Below are 17,839 nucleotides of genomic sequence, written 5' to 3'. Positions count from 1 at the left end.
ATGGCGCAACAAACCACAGACCTTGGCGAAGTCGTTGTCACCGGCTCGCGCATCAAGCGGGCCCAGGTGGAAGGTGCGCAGCCGGTGGTCACCATTTCCGCGCAACAGATCCAGCAGGAAGGCTTCGCCACTGTCTACGACGTGCTCAACAGCATGAACCAGCAAGGCTCGGTGGAAGCCGACACGCAGTGGGGCTCGCACACGCCCAATGCCTCGCCGATCAATCTGCGCGACCTCGGCCCGGGGCGCACGCTGCTGCTGGTCAACGGCCGTCGCGTGGCCGACTACCCACTGCCCTACGGCGGCGAAAGCAACTTCTCCAACTACAGCAATATTCCCTCCGCCGCGGTGGAGCGCATCGAGATCCTCACCGGCGGCGCTTCGGCAATTTACGGCTCCGATGCCGTGGCCGGCGTGGTCAACGTGATCCTCAAGCGCGATTACCAGGGCGACCAGGTGCGCCTGCGCGGCGGCACCGCCACCGAGGGCGGCCGCGACAGTTTCGATGTGTCCTGGGCCGGTGGCCGCACCGGCGAAAACTGGAGCCTGACCTACGCGCTGCAGGCGACCCGGCGCGACCCACTGAGTGGACGCGACCGTGCACAGATGGACGATTCGGACGACATGTCCTATTCCAACTGGACCGGGCAAAACCGCCTTTACGGGTTCAACCCGTTCACCGGCCTGAGCCTGGTCGATGCCAACACCAACGAACGCCTGGCGCCGCCAGCGGGCACCTGCGCGCGCTTCGGTGGCGAATTCGTCGATGCCTCGCGGCTGAGCTACAACCAGAACACCGGCGCGCTCACCAACGCCGGCGATTATTGCGGCATGGCGCGCGATTACGCGGACTGGGGCCTGGTCACCGGCAGCGAAGATTATTCGGCGTATCTCTACGGCACCTGGCGCTTCGGCGAGCACACCGAAGCCTGGGCCACGTTCTCGGCCAACCGCAGCATCGGCCGCTGGACCTACGACCCGCCGTACGCGTATCTGGGCCCGTTCCAGGATGCCGACACCGGCCGCTCGTTGTATGCGATCCGCCAGATGACGCGCCGCGAAGCAGGTGGCTGGGACCGCCTGGCCAACTACAACAAGGAACAATCCTGGGACCTCAGCGCCGGCCTGCGCGGCCTGTGGGCCGACCGTTTCGACTGGGAACTGAGCGTGGGCCGCTCGCGCTACACCGTGGACGAATACGTGCGCACCGTGGACACCGCGCGCGCCACCGACTATTTCCTCGGCAGCCCGTTGGGCACCGCCGCCGATGGCAGCGCCATCTATGCCGTCAACACCGCGCGCTGGTACGCGCCGCTGTCTTCGGAGCATTACGATTCGTTGGTGGTGAAGTCGCACAACTCGGCCTATTCGTGGGTGAATCAGGCCGCTTTCAGTCTCAGTGGCGATCTGTTCCAGGGCTGGGCCGGGCCGATCCGCTTTGCCACCGTGGCCGAAGTGGCCAAGCAGGGCTACCAACTGTCGCCTGACCCGTGCGCCAACGCGTGTTACCCGGTGGACGTGGTCGACAGCGGCGGCGGCGAACGCCTGCGCAGTTCGGCCGGGCTGGAATTGCAGATCCCGCTATTGTCCACGCTGAGCGCCAACATCGCCGGCCGGTACGACCGCTATGGCAATTACCGCTCCTCGGCGGTGCAGACCGAAGTCGGCACGCAGAGCGACACCACCTGGAGCGCCGGCCTGGAGTGGCGGCCCATCGATAGCCTGCTCTTTCGCAGCACGCTGGCCACCAGCTTCCGCGCACCGGACATGCATTACGTGCTCGGCGAACCCAGCTCCACCAACCAGACGGTGATCGACCAATACCGCTGCATTTCCTCCGGCGCGTATCTGACCGGCAGCTGCAACGACGAGAACAGCAACATCTACTACACCGTGGATGTAAACCGCCGCGGCACGCCGGATCTGCGCTCGGAAACCGGGCGTTCGTTCACCGGCGGCGTGGTGTGGGATATCGCGCAAGGCCTGTCGTTGAGCGTGGATTACTACCGCATCCAATTGGAGGAAATGATCAAGGATCTTGATCGCGACGAGATCCTGTCGGCCGAAGCCGGCTGCCGCACCGGCACCACCGTCAGCGGTGGCGCCTGGAACAATCCAGGCGGGGCAGGCTATTGCGACACCATCACCTCGCGCGTGCTGCGCAATGCCGACGGCACCATCGCCAGCATCGAGCGCGGCCCGATCAATCTGGCGCAGATGGAAACCTCCGGCATCGATGCGTCGTTGAAATATCGCCTGAGCACCGCCGGCTGGGGCAACTTCCAGTTGTCGCTGGACTACAACACGCTGATCGCCTACCGCGAACAGATCTACCGCACCGACAGCGATGAGAACCGCCGCGACGAACGCGTGCGCAGCCGCGTGCGTGGCAGCGTGCATTGGGACAACGGCGGCGCCTGGGACTGGACGGTGTATTTCCGCCGGCTCGGTTCGATGCGTGCGGTCAACTGGGGCACCTGCGCACGCTTCGACGACGGCTACCAGCCCAGCGCCGCCGACGAATGCCTGGTGACCGATACCGCCAACGTGCATCTGGGCGAGACCAGCAAGCGCTACTTTGGCCGCGTGGGCCCGGCGATCTACTGGAACCTGAGCACCGGCTACAAAATCACCGACCACGCCAAGGTCAACTTCTACGTCAACAATGTGTTCAACGAGGTGGGTTACGAGAACAAGGAGCGCTTCTACGGCTACGGGTTCTACAACACCACGCTGTTCAACCCGATCGGCCGCGAAGTGGCGGCGGAGTATGTGTTTACGTTCTGAGTGAAGGTGGTGCCGCATCGCACGTCACGGTATTGCACCGCGGCGTGTGGTGCGGTGTTGATGCCACATGGTCAGGCAAGGCGTGACGCGGTTCGACGCAAGCTTGCCAACGCGCGCGTGGCAATGCCGCGCATCTGTTCGCTCAGAGTGTCGTCGTCGATCGCATGTTGCCAGAACTGCTCGGCCATTCCGGCAGCGCGCCGCCATTGGGCGAATTGATCCACGGTGGGCGGCGGAATCTCGATGTCTCTGTGCACGACTTCGCCACTGGATGCCGGGCGCAGCGCCATCGGCAACATGTCGTACACCGGGGCAAGCTGCAGGGGCAGGGTATCGGCGAGTACCAGTGCGGCATTGCCCAGGTGCATGTCGGTATTGCCGATGAGGGTCCCGAACCAGCTGATCACTTCCAGGCGCTCGGCGTCTTCCGGGCTCAGCCAGCCATCGCGTTTGAGTAGTGGAGCAAGTGTTCGCCAGGTGCTGATGTTTGCGTCGCCATAAAAGGACGCAAACAGCGACATCAGCGAGACGAATCCGCGTCGGCCTAACGCAGCAGTCCGATCGAAGCGTGTCGATTCGAGAAAAACGCGCCCGCCTGCCTGCAGTACCTGCGTTGCCGCAGCAGGGATGCCGGCGGCAACGAGAATCTGGCTGGCCAACCATTCCATCTGTAAAAGATCCGCCCAGCGCCGGCCGGTGGGTTGATCGATCTGATCGGTGAACTTGACGATCACGGGGCGATACGCGCCGTGTTCCTTCAGCACTGCGGTGAACTTCGGCTGCTCGCCGGCGGCAGACGAGCCAACGGCCTCGCCGCGCAATGCAGCTTCGGCGCGACTGAGATATTCCTCGGAGCGTGCCTGCGTGGCGATGACTTCAGGCTGTTCGATCGCCGCCAAAGCCAGAGCCAATGCGCGTTCGCCGATCAGCAGGTCGCCAGGCTGGTCGTGGCCAACCGACAGCATGGCCACAAGGTTGTCCCTGGGCGACCACAGCGCCAAGTTGTCCGGAAGGCGCAACGGCGCGGAAATACGGTGTGCCAGGTTGCGACCAAGAAATCCCTGTGGCCTTTGGTCGTCGATAAACCAGGGCAGCGATGCGAACACGCCGGTGTCCAATGGCGAATGCAATAGAACGGGGTTGTCCTGCAAAAGTTCGACAAAGAAGTGGTCGTTGTGGAGTGCCAATAGTTGGCCCAGCGGTATGACGCGGGCATCGTGATCAATCCGATAGAGCGGCCACATACGCTCGCCCCGCAGTTCACCGGTGGCCGCGTAGCCGGTGCTGCGCGCCCTGCCATAACGCAGCACCGCAGGGCCTGCATCTGCGACTAGGCGAGACAGGGTCGGCCGGCTCACACCCAAGCGCACCGCCAACTCGGCCGCACGCATGGGGCCGTTGACGCGCAGAGTGGTGATCAGGCGTTCTACTGCAGCTATACGGGGCATGAAACGCAGCTTTTGAAACGATGTCTGAAACGATACTAAGCCGTAAGAAATTCTACGGTCAACTGATCTGTAAGGGTTTTATGTTCAGTTTCCGCTTTTCCGGCCCTGGAAAATGAAACGATATTCCCGACGTGGCTAGCTCCTTGAGCATATCCAAGGATGGACCAATGGGAACGGTGGCGGTGTCCGGGGGGGGGCTCCGGTGTGAAGGTGCAACTTGCGGCGGACCGGCATCAATCCACACCGTGATCGTGCCAGCGCTTCGTAGCGTCTATCGCGCTCGATGCTCCACGAAAGGCTGACTAAGAGCAGCTATCAAAACGACTGCGCAGCCGCCAGGCGGGCGCGGCCGGTGCTCGGAATCGGCATGTACCCCCGTACACTCCGGTTCCTCCGCGCCGTCCGCAGCCAACTGACGACTGCCCGCTATGTTTTGTTAGCCGCTCTAAGTCGCACATTGCTTCCGATCTGCATCCAGCTTGCGCAGGCCACACCCAATGGGAAGTGGCCCTCCTGGGCGAATGATGCGACGTGGAGTGCTGCGCGCAACGTCAGTGTGACTCGGGGTAGGCGAGAAGGTAGCGCGAACGCGCAGCTGCACTTTTCCGTTGCCGATGAAACAGTGGCACGCCCGAAACGTGCGTGTTATCAATGCATCCCATGAACGCACCCCGCAGCCAATTTTATTTTTGGTACTACGGTTTTCCGATGCCGCTGGCGGAGGAAGGAGTGCGCTCACCCTGAAGGAAACTTCAGCAGCATTCCCGAAAAGCCGCCAGCGCACACTGGCGGCTTTTTTGTTGCCGCCTCGCCTGGCTTCCCTGATGCACCGCCGACCCGAGACAACGTTATGCCGCCGCTGACCGATGACCTGCGTATCCGCAAGATCGAACCGTTGACCCCGCCCTCGCAGCTGCTGTCGCTGCTGCCCTGCGATGAGCGCGCCTCCGAGACCGTCACCAACGCACGTGCCGCCCTGCACGAGATTCTGCACGGGCGCGATGACCGCCTGGCGGTGGTGATCGGCCCCTGTTCGATCCACGACCCCGTGGCCGCCATGGAGTACGCGCAGCGTCTGCGCCCCTTGCGTGAGCAGTTTGGCGATGCGCTGGAAATCGTGATGCGCGTGTACTTCGAAAAGCCGCGCACCACCATCGGCTGGAAGGGCCTGATCAACGACCCGGACCTGGATGGCAGTTTCCAGATCAACAAGGGCCTGCGCGTGGCGCGAGGCTTGCTGCGCGATATCAACAACCTCGGCCTGCCGGCTGGCGTTGAATTTCTCGACATCATCTCGCCGCAGTACATCGCCGACCTGGTGGCCTGGGGCGCGATCGGTGCGCGTACCACCGAAAGCCAGGTGCACCGCGAAATGGCCTCTGGCCTGTCGTGCCCAGTGGGGTTCAAGAACGGCACCGGTGGCGACGTCAAGATTGCCGTGGACGCGGTGGGTGCGGCCTCGCATCCGCACCATTTCCTGGCGGTGACCAAGGATGGCCACACCGCGGTGGCGGCCACCGCGGGCAACCCGGATTGTCATGTGATTTTGCGCGGCGGCAAGCAACCCAACTTCGACGCCGCCAATGTGGAAGCATCCAGCCAGGTGCTCAACAAGGCCGGGTTGCCGGCGCGGCTGATGATCGACGCCAGCCACGCCAACAGCGGCAAGAACCCGGACAACCAGCCCAAGGTCATCGACGACATCGCCACGCAGCTGGAAGGCGGCGAGACGCGCATCGTCGGCGTGATGGTGGAAAGCCACCTGGTCGGCGGCCGGCAGGAACTGGTGCCGGGCGGCACGCTGACCTACGGCCAGAGCATCACCGACGGTTGCCTGGATTGGGACACCTCGCTGCAGGTGCTGGAGCGCTTGGCCACCGCCGTGCGCGCACGCCGCGCGCGGCGGGTTGCCGAGGCTGCGTGATCGTTGAGGCAGTGGCGTGAGAATACGAGGCTTCGCCCGCACCCTCATCCGGCGCTCCGCGCCACCTTCTCCCGGCGGGAGAAGGGATAAAGCCCCTCTCCCGCCGGGAGAGAGGGTGGGGTGAGGGTACGGCGGAAGACAGCCATCCCGAGCCGTGTGCCTGCAACTGACCTGACGCCGCAACAAGCGCGCATGTGCAACAGAGTCAAAGCCCAGAACATTTGCGTGCAGCACATCAAAAGCGCAGCACAGTCATGGTTCGGCATCGTCAAGCAGCGCTCGAAGTATTCAAAGCGCAACGCATAAAAACACGCGGCGTATCCAAGCGCAGCACGTCCAAACAGGTGCTTGCACGCCGGCGGCGTTGACGTCGGTGGCGATAATCTCGTTGGCACGAGCGGCCACCAAAACGTATCGAGTAGCCTGACGGTGAGCACACTAGTGTCGGTCGATGGCGTTCTAAAACAAGAACGCCGGGCCGGCGCAGGGAGCCGGCCCGACGGATTGCACACTACTCAGTGATGACCCGATGCCACCGGAGGCAGGAGGGGAGAGAGGGGCGTCCTGCCGCCGGTGACGAGCGGGCAGGAACGTTATCCGCGACGCACGTGCCAGCGCGATGTCGCAGCGTGGCAACGCCAGCAATGAAGTTCGGGAAGCGTTAAATGCTAGGTATGGCAATCGCACGCTGAGCTCTGTGCTGTGCGTGCTCACCGACAAAAGCAGGGCTGCAGCGCAGCGTTCGCATGCCGCAAGAATCAGAAGGGTAGGAGCGTTGCCGTCGAACCATGGCGTCCCCGAAAACACCGTGCTGCGCAGCTTCAGCGCAGCAGCAACAACAGCAACAGCAATGACAGCAGCAGCAACAACAGCAGCAACAGCAACAACAGCAACAGCAACAGCAACAGCAACAGCAACAGCAACAGCAACAGCAAGGCAGTTTGCATTGCCACAGCACGATTTATGCGTGTTGCGAAAAGCGACGACACCCATGATGCGAGCCGCTAAGGCTGCGGCGCGGCCAAGTATCTACGGCAAAGCACCGGCCCAAGTTGAAGTTCGTGCAACACATTGATCGCACCGCAAAGAGCGGCTGAAACTAACGATTCCCGATTCCCGATTCCCGATTCCCTACCTCACCCCAACATATCTCCAGTCTCCAGCCACCGCTGGTGCCACGCCAATGCTTCGGTCAGCAGATGCGGCGTGTGCTTGCCATAGCTGTCGCGATTGGCACGTGCCACGTAGTCTTCCAGCGCGTCGCGATAACGCGGGTGCACGCAGTGCTCCAGCAGCTGGCGTGCACGTTGCTTGGGCGTCAGGCCACGCAGGTCGGCCAGGCCTTGTTCGGTGACGATCACTGAGACGTCGTGTTCGGTGTGGTCGACATGGCTGACCATCGGCACGATTGAGGAAATGCTGCCGGCCTTGGCGATGCTGGGGCTGAGGAAGATCGACAGGAACCCGTTGCGCGCGAAATCGCCGGACCCGCCGATGCCGTTCATGATGCGGCTGCCCATGACATGGGTGGAATTGACGTTGCCGTACAGGTCGGCCTCGATCATGCCGTTCATGCCGATGCAGCCCAGCCGCCGCACCAGCTCGGGATGGTTGGAGATTTCCTGCGTGCGCATCACGATGCGCTGCCGGTAGAAATCGATGTTGCGTTTGAACTCTTCATTGCCTTCCGGGCTGAGCGCAAAACCGGTGCACGAGGCATAACGCAAGACGCCATCGCGCAGCAGCGCCAGCATGCCGTCCTGGATCACTTCGGTGAAGGCTTCCAGGTCGCGGAAACCGCTACGCGCCAGGCCGGCCAGCACCGCATTGGGAATATTGCCCACGCCCGATTGCAGCGGCAGCAGGTTCGCCGGCAGCCGGCCTTTGCTTACCTCGTGGCGCAGGAAGGCGATCAGGTGTTCGGCAATGCGCTCGCTGCTGTCATCGGCGGCGGCAAACGGGCTGTTGCGGTCCGGGCCATGCGTACGTACCACGGCCACGATCTTGTCCGGGTCGCAGCGCAGGCTGGGCTCGCCGATGCGGTCGTCGCCGTGCAGCAGCGGAATGGGTTTGCGGTGCGGCGGCAGCGCGGTGCCGTAATACACATCGTGCATGCCATCCAGGCCGGCCGGTTGCCAGTCGTTGACCTCGATGATCACTTTCCTGGCCAGGTCCAGCCAGGTCTTGTTGTTACCGATGGAGGTGGACGGCACCAGGCTGCCATCGGCGCGGATTGCCGACACTTCCACCACCGCGGTGTCGATCTGCCCGTAGAAGCCGAACCACACGTGCTGGGCAACGTGGCTCAGATGGATATCGATGTAGTCCAGCGTGCCGGCATTGATGCGCTGGCGCGCATCCGGGTCGGACTGGAACGGCATGCGCATGGCGATGCCGTCGGCCTTGGCCAGCGCGCCATCGAGCTCTGGCGCGGTGGAGGCGCCGGTCATCAGCTTGATCTGGAACGCTTCGCCCTGCAGGTGCGCCGCTTCGATGCGCTGCGCCAGCGCCATCGGCACTGCCTTGGGATAACCCGACCCGGTGAAGCCGCTCATCGCCACGGTTTCGCCGGGCTGGATCAGCGCAGCAGCGGCCTCGGCAGAGATCAGGCGGTCGCGCAGCGGCGCGTTGAGGATGCGTTCGTCGGACATGGGCGGCACAGCGTGTGACGGGGGAAGCCGAATTATCGCTGCTGCACTGCCTGGGCGGGGCTTCGACGATGGTGCAATGGTATGTGCGCTCAGGCGGCGGAGCAGGCATTCACGCCTCGCCGTCGGCCCAACCGGGATAGTGGCGGCGGACTCATCACACTGCGCACCCATGCCCTCTCTTCGCGATCGCTTCCAGCGCTGGCCCCGGCCATGGCGCATTGCAGTGGTCGTGTTGCTGGGGCTGTACGTGCTGTATCTGCTGGCCGGCAACATTTTTCTCAACACGCCGCTGTTCGATGCCACCACCAACCGGCAGCCGCACAAGTTCACCATGCAGACCGGCCCGGCAATCACGGTGTTTCCGGGGCAGGTGATGGCCTGGAACGTGCGCATGCGTGGGCAGGCCAACCGGACCGTGTACGTCTTTCATGCCGACCGCGCACATGCGCGCATCGCGCTGCTGCCGTTGTTCCGGCGCGAGGTGCGGCTGCCGTGGCTGCATGCGTCCGGCCTCAGTGCCGAGGTTGAAACCGCCGAAAAGGCCATCCCGCCGCCGCCGCGCGGCAACCGCGGCTGGACGCTGCGCTTCGATGCGATCAGCAGCACCAGCATCCGCAGTGCACGTCTGGGCAAGCTGCTCATCGCCGGGCACGGCCATGGCACGGTGGGTTTTCTCAAACAGCTCAAGGGCGGGCCGTCGGAGTTGTTTCCTTCCGAAGCGGGCTTTACCGATGCGGTGGTCAGCTATGACGGCGTGCAGGTGTTCAACGGCGCGCAACTGGACGCGCAGTTCCAGTTCCCCCGCCATTACCGCGACCAGGCGCCGGGCCTGCGCAAGCTCGGCATCACCCGTGCACGCCTGAAGCTCAACGCCAGCACGGTGGCGCTAAAGATCGACACCGGCGCGCCGCACGTGGACATCAGCAGCGGTCCCTCCGCCGCACGCGTGGAGGCCGATATCACGCTGGAAAACGGGGCCTTGAAGCCGGGTAGCCGCGCGGTGTGGCGGCTGCCGTTGCTGGCCGGTGTGGGTGCCACCGATCGCGGCATGCTCGCGCTGCAGCTGGATGTGGCGCAGGACATCCGCGTGCAGGCGCGGCTACCGCGCGATGCCGACACCGGCAGCGAACTGGATGCCGATCTGCGCATCGCCGGCCGCAGCATTCCGTTCGCCGCACCGGCGCAACTGCTGCCGCGCCTGTCCGGGCAGGTGCGCGGCCGCTGGAAGTTTGAGTCGCTGAACTGGATTGCCGAGTTGTTCGTGCGCAAGCCGTGGTTTCAGCTGGAAGGCGGTGGCCTGGTCGAGGCGGATCTGCACCTGGCGCAGGGGCGGCTGGCCAGTGGCAGCACGCTGGATATCCCGCGGGCGGAAGCGGTGGCACAGGTGGCGGGCACCCGCTTGGCCGGTGTTGCAAAGGCACACGGGCACATCGACGATGCCACCACGCCGCAGGCGCATCTGGATGTGGGCATCCCCACGTTCAAGGCCACGCCCAGCGATGCGCCACGGCAGGTATTGCTGGACGGCCGCGACCTGCAACTGGCCATGCAGGGCGATGCGGAGTTGGCGCGGCTGCGCGAAACAATGAAGGCGCAGCTGCGTTTCAGCGATGCGCGCGTGCCGGACCTCACCGTCTACAACCGCTATCTCTCCGGCAAGACCGTGCGCCTGTTGGGTGGCAGCGGCCGCCTGAGTGGCGACGTGGCGCTCAATGCGGCCGGTGACGTGGGCAACGGCCATGCGGACCTGCGTGGGCAGGGCGCGCACCTGTCCATCGCCGGCATCCAGATGCGCGGCGATGCGCAATTGCAGGCGACCCTGCGGCGTGCCGACTTCAAGGCCAAGTTCTTCGACCTGAGCGGCACGCACATTCGCTTGCGCAACATGCGCGTGGGCGATGCCGCCACCGACGCCGCCTGGTGGGGCGAGGTGGAGGTGCCGGCCGGCACGATTCAGGCCGCCGCGCCCTTCCAGGTGGATGCCGATGCGGCAGTGCGCATGCGCGATGCCGCGCCGCTGCTGTCGGTGTTCGCACAACGCGCCGATTACCCGCGCTGGGTGCTGGGCCTGCTGGATGCCGGCCAGCTCGACGCCACCGGCCGGCTGCGCTGGCGCAAGCAGCAGGTGGTGGTGGACGACCTGCACGCGGAGAACGCACGCCTGTCGCTACGCGCGCGCCTGGCGATTGACGATGATCACAAGCGGGGCGACCTGTATCTGCGCTGGGGCGTGCTTGGTGCAGGCATCGAGCTCGATGGGCAACAGCGCCAATGGCATTTGGCCGTCGCACGCGAGTGGTATGAGGGGCGCCCGTCCTTGCTGCCGCCGATGGCGAACAAGAAGTGAGCGTGTGCGTAGGAGCGCATCTGGACGCGATGGAATCTGCCGGTGACGCCACATCGCGCCCGGGTGCGCTTCTACGGGTTGCTGCAGCTGACGGGAATATGCAGGAGCAACCGCAAGCGCATTTGCTCGCGGGTAATTGGACGTGTGTGGGTCTTTGTCATCGGCGCGTACACCGCATCTGATTGACACGGATAACCACGTAGGAGCGCACTTGGGCGCGACAAGGGTTTCCCGGTGATGCCCAGTCGCGCCCCGGTGCGCTCTACGAGATGCTGTGAGCGATGGGATCGCCGCATAGGCTGGCAATGCCCGGATCACGCCCATCGCGATGCGCACCGCTGCGCGTGACAATCACGCGTGGCTTGGCACACTGCGCTGTGCCGCCTGCGCGGTCTTCAGGAGCTTGCCGTCATGACGATGCCTGTCCGCGCCCGTTGGCGTGCCGTGCCCCGCACCGTGCGTTGGCCGGTGCTTGCGGTGGTGGCGCTGTACGCCGCGTACCTGCTGCTCGGCAATCTGTTCCTCAACACGCCGCTGGGCACTGCCGCACTCAATCGCACGCCGGACCGCTTCGCCATGCAGTGGGGCGCGGGGATGACCTGGTGGCCGGGCCGCCTGACCCTGTGGGACGTCAACTTGCACGGCCGCACGTCGCGCAGCCGTTGGGAGGCGAGTGCGGACCGCCTGCATGGCCAGGTGCGCTTGCTGCCGCTGTTGCATCGCCAACTGTTGGTGCCGGAACTGCATGCACAGGGTGTGCGCGGCGGCTTGCATGCGTCCGATCTGCCTGGCGCTGCTGTGGCATCTCCCGCGCCTGCCTCTTCGTCGGCAACTGCAACTGCCTCCGGCGCCGCAGCGTCAGCCGCGACTACAAACGGCGCATCTACGCCACGCACTTCGCAAGCCGATGGGATGCCAGTCAATCCTGCTGCAACCAATGCAGCGAACGCATCCAGCGCCGCAGCCGGCGAAGCACCCACTACTGCCACCGCAGCCACCGCGCCCACCGCAGCCGCCACCGCAACCACGCAGTCAGCAGCACGCTCCACCCGCAGTCAAACCCACTCCCCCGCGTGGACGTTGCAGTTCGATCGCATCGTCGCCGAGCAGGTGCAGGCGCTGACACTTCGCCAGTTACAAGTCGCCGGTGACGGGCAGCTGCAATTCGGCCTGTTCAAGCAATTGCGCGGTGGTTCGATCGAGGTGTTTCCATCGCGTGCGGTGTTCGAGCACGCCACGCTGCACTGGGCCGACACCGAGCTGCTGCGCAATGGCCAGTTACGGGTGGAAGCCAGCATTGCGCGGCATACAGGGGCGCAGGCACGCGGGTTGGCGGTGTTGCAACTCACCGACGCGCTCATCGGTGTGCGTGGCGATACCGCCGCGCTGGAAGTGACACGCGATGCGCAAGGAAAAACCACGCTCAAGACGCGGGCCGGGCAAGGCCGCGCCGATGGTGAGGTGCGCTGGGCGCGCGGTGAACTGCAGCCGGGGAGCCACCTGCAATGGCGGACGCCGTTGCACGACGGCACTCGCACACCAAACGCATTGCTGGGCGAGTTGGCCGCGCAGTTGCAGGTGGATCAGGACATGCGCCTGCGCGTCAGCATGCCCGAGCCGGCCGATGCCGGCCTGACGTTGGATGCGGACCTGCGCGTGCAGGGCCGGCGGTTGCCACTGCAGGCGCCGCGCAACCTGTTGCCGCGGACGTCCGGGCACGCGCGCATGCATTGGCAGCTGGCCTCGCTGAGCTGGATTCCGGCACTGTTTCCCGGCGTGGATTGGCTGACGCTGGAGGGCGACGGCCTGGTGGATGCAGACCTGCGCATCGTGCGCGGACAGCTGGCCGCCGGCAGCCGATTGCAGGTGCCGCGCGTCACCGCGCGCGTGGGCGTGATGGAGCACGCCATCGAAGGCCAGGCCAGCGCCGACCTGCGCGTGGAGGCTGATGCCGCCGGCCATCTGCTGCCCTCGCTGGCACTGCGCATGCAGCAGTTTTCAATCGCCCACCGCACGGCACTGGCGCGCCCGTTCGTACAAGGGCGCGATCTGCGCCTGGACCTGCAGACCCGCGCCGACGCACGCACCCTGGCCAGCTTGCGTGACACCACCCGCGCGCATCTGGTGTTCACCAATGCGCGTGTGCCAGACCTGCGCGCCTATAACCGCTACCTGCCGCAACAGCAGCTGCGGTTCGATGGGGGCAGCGGTGCGCTCAGTGGCGATCTGCAGATCGAGCCGGGCGGACGTATCGGCAAGGGCGGTTTGCGCATCGCCGCGCGGGCGGCACGCCTGCAGTTTGCCGGGCTCGCGTTGCGCGGCGATGTGGATGCAAACCTGCGACTGCAACGCGGCGATCTGCGTGCAGAAAATTTCCGCCTTGATGCCAGCCAGATCAACCTGCGCAATGTCGGTTTCACCGGCCCCGATGGACAGCGACGCGATGGCTGGTGGGCGCGCATCGTGCTGGATGACACGCACATGCACTGGCATGCGCCAGTGGGTGTGGACGGACGCGTGCGCATCGACGTGCGTGACCTGGCGTTCTTGATGGCCATCTATGCACGCGATCGGTCGTTGCCCAACTGGATGGTGCGGCTGGTGGATGCCGGCCAGGCGCAGCTCACCGCACGCGTGCATTGGCAAGGCGAGGAAGTGATCGTGGATCGTTTGCAGGCGCACAACGCGCGTTATCAGGTGGATGCGCGTTTGCGTCTGCGTGGCACGCAGCGCAGCGGCAGCCTGTTGGCGCGCTGGGGTGTATTGAGCGCGGCGGTGGGCTTGCGCAACGACACGCCCGAATGGCATCTGCTGCGCGCCGCCGAGTGGTATCGCGCGCAGCCGGATCTGTTGCGCTGAGGCCCCCGCGTGGCGGATCCGGTGTGAAGGAAAAACTCTAGTTCTGTACTGCCGGGTATTGTTTTGCAGTGCAGCGTGCAAGTCGCCGAACAGGCGCGCACTATGATCCTGCATCCCGACGTGGGGGAGGGAGCAAAGCCCGCTGGCAGTTCGCTGCAAGCGGGCTTTTTTATTGCCTGAACAGTCTACGCCGTGAGTCTGCGCACGTGCTCAGGGCAGCGGCAGCATCCACAGACACGGCCCGCCGGTGATGAACAGCCGCTGCTGTGCCTGGTCGAAGGTGCAGTTGGAGGCGGTGCCCGGGGTGGGGATGTGCCCGAGCAGCTGCCCGTCGCTATCGAATACGCACACGCCGGTGCCGGAGCTGCTCCACAGCCAGCCGCCGCGATCCACACAAAAGCCATCCGGCAGCCCGTCCGGGACGCTGGCGAAGTGGCGGCGGTCGTGCAGCGCGCCATCGCGCCAGTCAAACGCGGTGATTTCCACGCTGCCGTGTCCCTGCTCCGGCGTCTGCGAGACGTACAAGGTCTGCTCGTCGGGCGAGAACGCCAGGCCGTTGGGGTGGTCCAGGTCGGCCATGCGCTGCAGCGGGCCGCCGTTCGGCGGCAGCCGGTACACGCTGTGGTAGGCGAGCTCCGGATCGGCCGGGCAGCCCTGGCTGGGTTTGCGCAGGCCGAACGGCGGGTCGGTGAACCAGATCGCGCCATCGCGCGCCACGATCAGGTCATTGGGCGAGTTGAGCCGCTTGCCGGCATAGCGGCCCACCAGCAGGTGGGCCTGGCCATCGGCATCGCTGCGGGTGATGGCGCGCCTGCCGTGTTCGCAGTGCACCAGGCGCTGCTGCGCATCCACCGCGTTGCCATTGGTGAAGGCGGTGGCATCCAGCAGCACATCCACGGCGCCGTCTTCGCGCCAACCCAGCACACGGCGGCCAACCAGGTCGCTCCACACCAGCGTGCGCTGGGCCTCCCACCAAGCTGGGCCTTCGCTCCAGGTGGCCTGGTCGTACAGGGTGAGCAGGCGCGCATTGCCCAGGCGTGTGGCCAGCCCGGCGTGCGTGGTGCGGGGCGGGTCGCAGTCGGCGGGAACGGCCGGGCCGGCCGGCCGGACGCGGCAATGGCTGTCCATCATGGCGCCGCTGTTTCAGCGAACGGGTGCGCTGCCGCCACGCCGGGGGAGTGCGCAAACTGCACCATCATCTGCAGGCAGGGCGTGTCGCCCAGTTGGCCGGAGCGGTGGCCGCGTGCGTCGGTGGTGCCCTGGTCCTGGCCGAAATGGATATCGCCAGGGCCCATTTCCACGCGCGTGCCGTCGCCGGTTTCGATAAACCAGCGCCCGCGCAGCGGGATCACCCACTGCGGGTGCGGGCTTTCGTGCCAGTCGCCGACCCAGCCCACCGGCAGCACCGCAAACTGCACACCCACCACCTCGCCGGGAAACGGCCGCAGCCACTGCGGCGCGGCGCCACCGCCCACGCTTTTGCTCTGGAAGCCGGCCAACTGCGAGGTGTTGAGCCGGCTCAGCCCGTCCGGCCCGGTCCACAGATGCAGGAACGGCAGGCTGGGCGGCAGGGACTGATCGGTACCGTCGTTATGCAGCGCGACCTGCGAGGGCAGGGCCGCAGCGGGTAACAGGGTGGGCGACATGCGGTGACCTCGTGCGAAAACCGCAGTGCAGCACGGCGTTTGTCAGGGCGTTGTCTGCGGGGCGTAAAAGGTCGAACCGGTGCACAGGGCGACTGTGGACGGGTGCATACGGCCTTGCTGGCAGGTGCGCGGGGTCTTGCTGACGATGGCGATGACATCAGCGTGGCATGCCTTGGCGCGCAGTTTGAGCAGGCGCGTCGGTCGCCGGCGCGTGGTCGGCGCGTAGCTTCAGCTGCACTGCCTGACGCCTGAGCGCGATACGCACGTCCTGAGATTGCAGCCGTGTATCGCGGCCTACCTGCCCACGGCTGGGATTGCAGGAATTCCCACCAGCGGCAACTGACCTCCGCTGCAGCCAAAAGCGCTGCCGCTGCCGGAACCACTCAGACCCGGTCGCGTCTGCAACACGGCGCCGCATCCGTTAGAATGAGATCAATTCTCATTTAATCCCGGGTGCACCCTGCCCGGGTCCGGCGTCCAGGAGGTCATCGTGTCGGCCACGCAAGTCGCGCTTCAGCAGCAGGTGGAGCGCCTGTACACCGACCACCACGGCTGGCTGCAGGGCTGGTTGCGGCGCAAGCTGGGCGACGGGTGCGTGGCGGCCGACCTGGCCCAGGACACCTTCATCAGCGTGATCGATGCCGGCGCGGCCGACCAGATCCGCGAGCCGCGGCCGTTCCTGGCCACCATCGCGCGGCGGCTGATGGCGCACCGCCAGCGGCGCAAGCTGCTGGAGGCCAGCTACCTGGAGATGCTGGCCGCGTTGCCGGAAGAGCTGGCGCCTTCGCCGGAGTTGCACCTGCTGGCGCTGGAGGCGGTGCAGCAGCTGGACCAGGCGCTGGACGGCCTGCCGCCGAAAGTGAAGGAGGCCTTCCTGCTGGCGCACCTGCACGAGCTCAGCTACGCGCAGATCGCGCAGCGCCTGGGGGTGTCCAGCAGCTCGGTCAAGCAATACCTCACGCGCGCCAACCGGCAGTGCCTGTTCGCGGTGTCGGCCTGAGTGGCGGCACGGATGTCTGCGAGCAACGCCAGCACGCCGCGTACGCCCCTGGCCGGCGGGCAGCCGATCAGCGCAGAGGTGGCCGACCAGGCTGCCGAGTGGCTGACAGTGCTGATGTCCGGCACCGCCAGCGCGGCGCAATTGCGTGACTGGGAACACTGGCGCGCCGCGCATCCAGACCACGCGCGGGCCTGGGCGCATCTGGAGGCGGTGACCGGCCGGCTGAAGACCCTGGCACCGCAGGCGGCCTACCGCAGCCTGTCGCCGTATGCCGACGGCAAGCGCCCCGCCTCGCCGGGCCGGCGCAAGGCGCTCAACCTGGTGCTGTGGGGCGGGGTGGCCGGCGCCACCGGGCTGCTGGCCACCCGCACCCAGCGCTGGCAACAGGCAACGGCCGACTACGCCACCGCCACCGGGCAGCGCCGGGTACTGCAGCTGGACGACGGCACCCGCCTGACCCTCAACACGCGCAGCGCGGTGGATGTGCGCTTCGATACGCACCAGCGCCTGCTGGATCTGGTGGCCGGCGAGATCATGGTGGTGACCGCGCACGCGCTGGGCGCCGCGCAGGACCCGCGCCCACTGCTGGTGCGCACCGTGCACGGCGATGTCCGCGCGCTGGGCACGCGCTTTTGCGTACGCCAGGACCAGGCGCAGAGCCGTGTCACCGTGCTGGAGAGCGCGGTGGAGATCCGCCCGCGTGATGCCACTCACGCCGCGCGCCGCGTGCAGGCCGGCCAGCAATGCGTGTTCAATGCCGCGTTCCTGCAGGCGCCGGGGCCGGCCGATGCGCAGGCCACCGCCTGGGAGCGCGGGCAGTTGATTGCCGACGAGTTGCGGCTGGATGCGTTCGTGGCCGAGCTGGAGCGCTACCGCCCCGGGCTGCTGCGCTGCGACCCGGCGGTGGCCGGCTTGCGCGTCTCCGGGGTGTTTCCGCTGGACGATACCGACCGCATCCTGGCCATGCTGCCCAGCGTGCTGCCAGTGCGGGTACGCCAGCGCAGCCGCTACTGGGTGAGCATCCAGGCGGCCGGTTAGGCGCAGCGATCAAACGACTGCGTAGCTGCGAGGCGGGTGCCGCCGTTGCTCGAAATTCTGATGGTCCTACGGACACTCCAGTTCCTCTGCGCCGTCCGCATCTGCTGACGATTGCTCGCTACGTTTTTCGCGGATCCAA

Annotated in this window: 11 protein-coding genes and 2 other RNA genes; 8 read left to right on the top strand and 5 right to left on the bottom strand. The window is 65.9% G+C overall.

Going from position 1 to position 17,839, the window contains the following annotated elements:
* Positions 1 to 2,787 (top strand): TonB-dependent receptor plug domain-containing protein, encoded by a 2,787-nt coding sequence (locus ACCQ01_RS19670; protein WP_228433984.1) that lies wholly within the window; start codon positions 1 to 3, stop codon positions 2,785 to 2,787.
* Between the two features lie 71 nt (positions 2,788 to 2,858).
* On the opposite strand, the gene yjjJ is transcribed toward ACCQ01_RS19670, so the two are convergent.
* Entirely contained in the window at positions 2,859 to 4,235 is a 1,377-nt protein-coding gene (yjjJ, locus tag ACCQ01_RS19665; RefSeq protein ID WP_115541135.1) for a type II toxin-antitoxin system HipA family toxin YjjJ, read from the bottom strand.
* Positions 4,236 to 4,602: 367 nt separating this feature from the next.
* Here yjjJ and ACCQ01_RS19660 point away from each other — a divergent pair.
* Together ACCQ01_RS19660 and ACCQ01_RS19655 are read left to right on the top strand one after the other, a co-directional pair.
* Positions 4,603 to 4,677: non-coding RNA, sX9 sRNA (locus ACCQ01_RS19660), on the top strand.
* A 408-nt stretch (positions 4,678 to 5,085) separates the two neighbouring features.
* Positions 5,086 to 6,159, top strand: coding sequence for a 3-deoxy-7-phosphoheptulonate synthase (locus ACCQ01_RS19655; RefSeq protein WP_228425164.1), 1,074 nt, complete (start codon positions 5,086 to 5,088; stop codon positions 6,157 to 6,159).
* Positions 6,160 to 6,980: 821 nt separating this feature from the next.
* Here ACCQ01_RS19655 and ACCQ01_RS19650 read toward each other — a convergent pair.
* Together ACCQ01_RS19650 and scpC are read right to left on the bottom strand one after the other, a co-directional pair.
* Positions 6,981 to 7,106 carry a hypothetical protein gene (locus tag ACCQ01_RS19650; protein WP_267132168.1) on the bottom strand — a complete coding sequence of 42 codons (126 nt, stop codon included), beginning with the start codon at positions 7,104 to 7,106 and terminating at the stop codon, positions 6,981 to 6,983.
* 189 nt (positions 7,107 to 7,295) lie between these two features.
* Entirely contained in the window at positions 7,296 to 8,810 is a 1,515-nt protein-coding gene (scpC, locus tag ACCQ01_RS19645) for a succinyl-CoA:acetate CoA-transferase ScpC (protein WP_228433972.1), read from the bottom strand.
* 169 nt (positions 8,811 to 8,979) lie between these two features.
* Here scpC and ACCQ01_RS19640 point away from each other — a divergent pair, with 169 nt between their 5' ends.
* Both ACCQ01_RS19640 and ACCQ01_RS19635 read left to right on the top strand, forming a co-directional pair.
* Entirely contained in the window at positions 8,980 to 11,157 is a 2,178-nt protein-coding gene (locus ACCQ01_RS19640) for a translocation/assembly module TamB domain-containing protein (RefSeq protein ID WP_228433971.1), read from the top strand.
* 411 nt (positions 11,158 to 11,568) lie between these two features.
* Positions 11,569 to 14,016, top strand: coding sequence for a hypothetical protein (locus ACCQ01_RS19635; RefSeq protein ID WP_228433970.1), 2,448 nt, complete (start codon positions 11,569 to 11,571; stop codon positions 14,014 to 14,016).
* 210 nt (positions 14,017 to 14,226) lie between these two features.
* On the opposite strand, the gene ACCQ01_RS19630 is transcribed toward ACCQ01_RS19635, so the two are convergent.
* Positions 14,227 to 15,144, bottom strand: a complete 918-nt coding sequence (locus ACCQ01_RS19630) for an SMP-30/gluconolactonase/LRE family protein (protein ID WP_228433969.1) — start codon at positions 15,142 to 15,144, stop codon at positions 14,227 to 14,229.
* On the bottom strand, positions 15,144 to 15,662 hold the full coding sequence (locus tag ACCQ01_RS19625; protein WP_228433968.1) for a cupin domain-containing protein: 519 nt from the start codon (positions 15,660 to 15,662) through the stop codon (positions 15,144 to 15,146). The genes ACCQ01_RS19630 and ACCQ01_RS19625 overlap by 1 nt, the downstream gene beginning before the upstream one ends.
* 490 nt (positions 15,663 to 16,152) lie before the next feature.
* Between ACCQ01_RS19625 and ACCQ01_RS19620 the strand changes: the two genes are divergently transcribed.
* From ACCQ01_RS19620 to ACCQ01_RS19610, 3 genes are all read left to right on the top strand, one after another.
* Complete coding sequence (locus tag ACCQ01_RS19620; protein ID WP_042597244.1) at positions 16,153 to 16,662, top strand: sigma-70 family RNA polymerase sigma factor; 510 nt, start codon at positions 16,153 to 16,155, stop codon at positions 16,660 to 16,662.
* 12 nt (positions 16,663 to 16,674) lie between these two features.
* Positions 16,675 to 17,700 (top strand): FecR domain-containing protein, encoded by a 1,026-nt coding sequence (locus tag ACCQ01_RS19615; RefSeq protein ID WP_183111968.1) that lies wholly within the window; start codon positions 16,675 to 16,677, stop codon positions 17,698 to 17,700.
* A 60-nt stretch (positions 17,701 to 17,760) separates the two neighbouring features.
* A non-coding RNA gene (locus ACCQ01_RS19610) (sX9 sRNA) lies at positions 17,761 to 17,832 on the top strand.
* The last annotated feature ends 7 nt before the right edge of the window (positions 17,833 to 17,839 follow it).

Source organism: Xanthomonas sp. NCPPB 4037, assembly GCF_041475695.2.
Classification (GTDB): Bacteria; Pseudomonadota; Gammaproteobacteria; order Xanthomonadales; family Xanthomonadaceae; genus Xanthomonas; species Xanthomonas campestris.
This window is presented reverse-complemented; position numbering and strand designations above follow the sequence as displayed.

Coding starts and splice junctions, on each gene's coding strand:
- ACCQ01_RS19670 (WP_228433984.1), top strand. CDS start 1: ATGGCGCAACAAACCACAGACCTTGGCGAAGTCGTTGTCACCGGCTCG.
- yjjJ (WP_115541135.1), bottom strand. CDS start 4,235: ATGCCCCGTATAGCTGCAGTAGAACGCCTGATCACCACTCTGCGCGTC.
- ACCQ01_RS19655 (WP_228425164.1), top strand. CDS start 5,086: ATGCCGCCGCTGACCGATGACCTGCGTATCCGCAAGATCGAACCGTTG.
- ACCQ01_RS19650 (WP_267132168.1), bottom strand. CDS start 7,106: ATGCAAACTGCCTTGCTGTTGCTGTTGCTGTTGCTGTTGCTGTTGCTG.
- scpC (WP_228433972.1), bottom strand. CDS start 8,810: ATGTCCGACGAACGCATCCTCAACGCGCCGCTGCGCGACCGCCTGATC.
- ACCQ01_RS19640 (WP_228433971.1), top strand. CDS start 8,980: ATGCCCTCTCTTCGCGATCGCTTCCAGCGCTGGCCCCGGCCATGGCGC.
- ACCQ01_RS19635 (WP_228433970.1), top strand. CDS start 11,569: ATGACGATGCCTGTCCGCGCCCGTTGGCGTGCCGTGCCCCGCACCGTG.
- ACCQ01_RS19630 (WP_228433969.1), bottom strand. CDS start 15,144: ATGGACAGCCATTGCCGCGTCCGGCCGGCCGGCCCGGCCGTTCCCGCC.
- ACCQ01_RS19625 (WP_228433968.1), bottom strand. CDS start 15,662: ATGTCGCCCACCCTGTTACCCGCTGCGGCCCTGCCCTCGCAGGTCGCG.
- ACCQ01_RS19615 (WP_183111968.1), top strand. CDS start 16,675: ATGTCTGCGAGCAACGCCAGCACGCCGCGTACGCCCCTGGCCGGCGGG.